Genomic DNA, 4,609 nt, shown 5'->3' on the forward strand with positions numbered 1-4,609 from the left:
AAGTTGTTGGAATCATAATAATCAGTTTTATGGGTTCTATAACAAAAAATGCGAGTAAGATCGTCGGCGGCTTCAGATGTGTATAAGAGGAAGGACAACTGCGGCGAGGAGAGCACCGACTCCTCGACCGGGCAGGTACCGCCGGGAATCGCCGCTCACAACGGCTGGTCGCAACTCACCTACGTCGAATCGCTGGACCCCCGGCCCGAGGACGGCGTCCTCGTCGGAAAACGAGACGTTGAGGGAGGCTACGAACGAGTGGCCGCCGAACTGCCCGTCGTCGTGGCGATGGAATTCGGCGCGAACCGCCCGCGACCCGCGGGATTGCACCGGAAGATATTCGCCGAAACCGAGTTCGAACCGGTCGAGTGGTCCGCGTCGGACCTCGGTATCGAAGACCGCGTCGGACTCGCAAACTCACCGACCAAAGTCGGCGGGATGGACACCGCAACGCCGGTCGAGCGCGAGCGCATTCGCGTCGAAAGCGTCGACGAACTGTACGAGTACATCGCGGAGGTGCGCTGAATGACTATTGAGACTGACGACTATCGAGACGTCTGGGTGTTCGTCGAACAGCACGACGGAACGGCCGCACCGGTTTCGTGGGAACTGCTGGCGAAAGGGCGCGAACTCGCCGACGAGACGGACGAATCGCTCGTCGCACTCGTCATGGGCGACGACGTTTCCGACCTCACCGAGGAGGCGGTGGCTCGCGGGGCGGACCGCGCACTTCTCGCCGACGACGCGGTGTTCGAACCCTACCGGGCGGACCCCTACGGCGAGCAGTTCCGAGCGCTCGTCGAAGCGCGAAAACCGAGTATCGTCCTCATCGGCGGGACGCACACCGGCCGCGACTTCGCGGGCCGCGTCGCAGTCCCGGCACACGCCGGACTCACCGCCGACTGTACCGAACTCGCGGTCGATGACGAGGGACTACTCCTCGCCAGTCGGCCAACGTTCGGCGGTGACGCCATGGCGACCATCAAGTGTCCGGCACACCGGCCGCAGATGGCGACGGTCCGCGCTGGCGTCTTCGACACGAGCGAACCGACCGAAAGCGACGTAGAACGTGCGGCAGCGGTCGAGGAAGTAGAGGTCGTCGTCGCGGAGGAAGACGCGCTCTCGACCGTTCTCGAACGGGTCGTCAGCGACGTGGTCGACATCACCGACGCCGACGTTGTCGTCGCCGGCGGTGCTGGGTGCGAAGGCGAAGTCGGTCCCATCGTCGAACTCGCGGAGGTGCTCGGCGGCGAAGTCGCCGCGAGTCGCGCCGCCGTCGACGAAGGCTGGATTGAACCCGCCCGGCAGGTCGGCCAGACGGGGAAAACCGTCCGGCCGCACCTGTACATCGCCGCCGGGATTTCGGGTGCCGTCCAGCACCTCGAAGGGATGAACGACAGCGATGTCGTCGTCGCCGTCAACACCGACCCGAACGCGGCTATCTTCGAACATGCCGACTACGGTATCGTCGGCGACCTCCACGAGGTGCTTCCGAAGCTCACGGAACTGGTTCGGGAGCAACAGGAGGTGGCAGCATGAGCGCCGACGGAGCCGAAAGCGGCGAACTCAAACAGCCGACGTTGCAGTCCGAAACGCCGGATTACAACGACGCCTACGACGCCATTGTCGTCGGTGCCGGACTCGCAGGGACCGCCGCGGCGCTGACGATGGCCCGCGAAGGACTCGACGTCCTGCTGCTCGAACGCGGCCCTGCACCGGGGACGAAGAACGTCTTCGGCGGCGTGCTCTACACGCCGACCATCCGCGAACTGGTCGATATCGACGACGCGCCGATGGAGCGGTACATCGCCGAAAAGCGCTTTTCGATGCTCACCTCGGACGGCGACGAAACGGCCGTCTCGATACGCCCCGGCGCGTGGCACGACGAACCGCACAACGACTCCTACACCGTCCTCAGGCGACGGTTCGACGAGTGGTTCGCCAAGCAGGCTGTTGAGGCCGGCGCAACGCTCGTCACGGAAACGACCGTCACCGGCGTCCTCCGCGACGGGCAAACCATCGTCGGCGTCGAAACAGACCGCCCGAACGGGGAGCTTCGCGCACCCGTTGTCGTCCTCGCTGAAGGGGCGAACTCACTCGTGAGCGAGGCGGCCGACCTCAAAGAACGACCCGACCGCGAAGACGTCGCCGTCTCGGTCAAAGAGGTGTTCAAACTCGACCGCGAGACCATCGACGACCGGTTCCGCCTCGACGGCGACGCTGGCGCAGCCTACCACTACTTCGGCGAGGGTGCCGTCGGGCAAGCGGTCGGCGGCGGGTTCGTCTACACGAACAAACGAACCATCAGCGTCGGTATCGCCTACCGCATCGAAGACGCCGCGCAGGGCCAGACACCCGAAGAAACGCTGGATGCCTTCGAATCGCACCCCGCGGTGGCGCCGCTGATTCGTGGTGCCCGTCGGACCGAGTACGCCGCGCACGTTATCCCCGAAGGCGGGGCCAAGGCGATGCCCGACCTCGTCCACGACGGGGCCGTCGTCGTCGGTGACGCTGCCGGACTGGTGCTGAACAGCGGCGTCCACCTCGAAGGGACCAACATGGCCGTCGAAAGCGGCTACCACGCCGGGAAGGCAATTGCCGCTGCACTCGAAGACGACCGAAGCGACGAGTCGGCGCTAGTCGCCTATCCGCGTGACCTCGAACAGTCCTTCGTCGTGGAGAACCTACGGCACTACGACTGGTTCCAAGGGACCATCGCCGACGACCGCCAGTTCCTCTTCGAGGACTTGCCGCGGGCGCTGGCCGATGCCGAGACGGAGTACTTCAAGATGGACCGCACGTCGAAAGACGAGCACACGGACGCGGCGCGCGACCGCCTCCTCGAAGCGGCCGGCGGGTGGTTCGGCGCGGCAAAGCGCGCGTGGCGGTTCCGGAGGATGTTATCATGAGCACTGTACAACCCCACGTTCCGGACGTTAGTATCGAGGACCGTCTCTACACGGTCAAATACCGAGACGCCGGCGAGTCGCACCTCGGCATCAAAAACGCGGACGTTTGCACCGACTGTACGACCAACGAGTGCGAGCAGGTCTGTCCGGCCGCGGTCTGGACCGTCGAAGAAGGAAGTAACGGAGTCCCGTCGATTGCCTACGAGAACTGTCTCGAATGCGGAACCTGTCGGTTCGGCTGTCCCTCCGATAACGTCGAGTGGACGTATCCGAAGACCGGCGGCGGCGTCGTGTTCAAGCAGGGATAGCAACGAGGTTCCAACGCTACGGTGCGTATTTTTACTTCAGCACATCGCTCGCTCTCTGATTCAAGTCCCTCAGAACCGTTTCACTCCTCACGTTTGTTCTCACTAGAACGCATAGCGTTCTGGTTTGCTCACGAGACGCTCTCCGTCTCGTGAACGTCGTAGAAACGGGCTGGGAGGGACTTGAACCCCCGACCGTCTGGTTAAAAGCCAGACGCTCTGCCTAACTGAGCTACCAGCCCTCGATTTCTCTTTAAATGGGGATACTGATAAACGTTTATTTTCGCGCCCCCGACTGCTTTGTACCCCGTTGCCGTCTACCAATGCATGGAGCTGCGCGACTTTGTGGACACCTTCCTCCGGTTCGAGAGCGTCGCCCGCGCCGAGGCCCCGGCACAGCAGTGGTTCAAAAACCGACTGTACGATCTCGGCTTCGAGACGTACGAGTGGACTGCTGACCCGGTCCGACTCGCTGAGCATCCGTCGTTTCCCGACGACCCCGACGACATCGACACCGGAAACCGCCCGAGCGTCGCCGGCGTCTTCGAGTTTGGTGACCCCGACGCCGGACAGACCATCGTCCTCAACGGCCACGTCGACGTGGTTCCCGCCGACGCGGAACTATGGTCACACGACCCGTTTACCCCCAGCTGGGACGACGATGGCGTGACCGTCAGCGCTCGCGGCGCAGCCGACATGAAATCCGGCGTCTCGGCGTGCGTCTTCGCCGCAGTAGACCTCCGGGATGCCGTCGAAGCCGGGGACCTCGACCTCGACGGCCGGGTCGTCATCGAGAGCGTCGTCGGCGAAGAAGAAGGCGGTATCGGGGCGGCGGCGGCCGCGCTGGACAATCCGTACCCCTTCGAGCGAGACGCCGCGCTGGTGGCCGAGCCGACGGAACTCGAACCGGTTCTGGCCACCGAAGGGTCGGTGATGAAGCGACTCCACCTCACCGGTCGGACCGCCCACGCGGCCTCGCGGTGGCGCGGTGTCGACGTACTGCCCAAGTTCGAGCGCATTCGCGAGGCGTTTTTCGAACTCGAAACGGAGCGCACTGAACACGTTTCGCACCCGCTGTACGACTTTCCGATTCCGTGGCCGGTCTGTGTGGGTCGCGTCGAGGCGGGAACGTGGGCGTCCAGCGTCGCGGGGACGCTCACTGCCGAGTGGCGACCGGGTGTTGCGCCGGGCGAGACTGTGTCCGAGGGCGGACAGGCGTTCGAAGACCGACTGGCGACCGTCGCCGCAGACGACGAGTGGCCCTCGGCGCGCCCGCCGTCGTTCCCGCGCTTCTCCGCGCCGGTCGAACCCGCCGAAATCGACGCCGACGAACCGGTCGTCGAGGCACTACACACGGCACGCCGTGCAGGAGACCTCAGTGACGCCCCGCGGGGG

4 protein-coding genes, 1 tRNA gene and 1 pseudogene are annotated in these 4,609 nt (G+C 64.6%); 5 read left to right on the top strand and 1 reads right to left on the bottom strand.

The annotated features are described in order from the left end of the window. Positions 1-99: 99 nt before the first annotated feature. The 4 genes and pseudogenes from QT222_RS06080 to QT222_RS06095 all read left to right on the top strand — a co-directional run. Positions 100-525: pseudogene (locus tag QT222_RS06080) on the top strand (electron transfer flavoprotein subunit beta/FixA family protein); the annotation flags it as partial. Next, positions 526-1,539, top strand: coding sequence for an electron transfer flavoprotein subunit alpha/FixB family protein (locus tag QT222_RS06085; RefSeq protein ID WP_491476640.1), 1,014 nt, complete (start codon positions 526-528; stop codon positions 1,537-1,539). Continuing rightward, positions 1,536-2,909: an FAD-dependent oxidoreductase gene (locus tag QT222_RS06090; protein ID WP_004059265.1), complete on the top strand. Its 1,374-nt coding sequence runs from the start codon at positions 1,536-1,538 to the stop codon at positions 2,907-2,909. Before QT222_RS06085 ends, QT222_RS06090 begins: the two co-directional genes overlap by 4 nt. After that, positions 2,906-3,217 (top strand): ferredoxin family protein, encoded by a 312-nt coding sequence (locus tag QT222_RS06095; protein WP_004059264.1) that lies wholly within the window; start codon positions 2,906-2,908, stop codon positions 3,215-3,217. Before QT222_RS06090 ends, QT222_RS06095 begins: the two co-directional genes overlap by 4 nt. Positions 3,218-3,382: 165 nt before the next feature. On the opposite strand, the gene QT222_RS06100 is transcribed toward QT222_RS06095, so the two are convergent. Next, positions 3,383-3,456, bottom strand: a tRNA-Lys gene (locus tag QT222_RS06100). Between the two features lie 85 nt (positions 3,457-3,541). On the opposite strand from QT222_RS06100, the gene QT222_RS06105 reads away from it, so the two are divergent. Continuing rightward, positions 3,542-4,609 (top strand): M20/M25/M40 family metallo-hydrolase (locus tag QT222_RS06105; RefSeq protein WP_491476641.1); only part of this gene is annotated, 1,068 nt, incomplete at its 3' end.

It is taken from the genome of Haloferax sp. s1, from assembly GCF_058382125.1.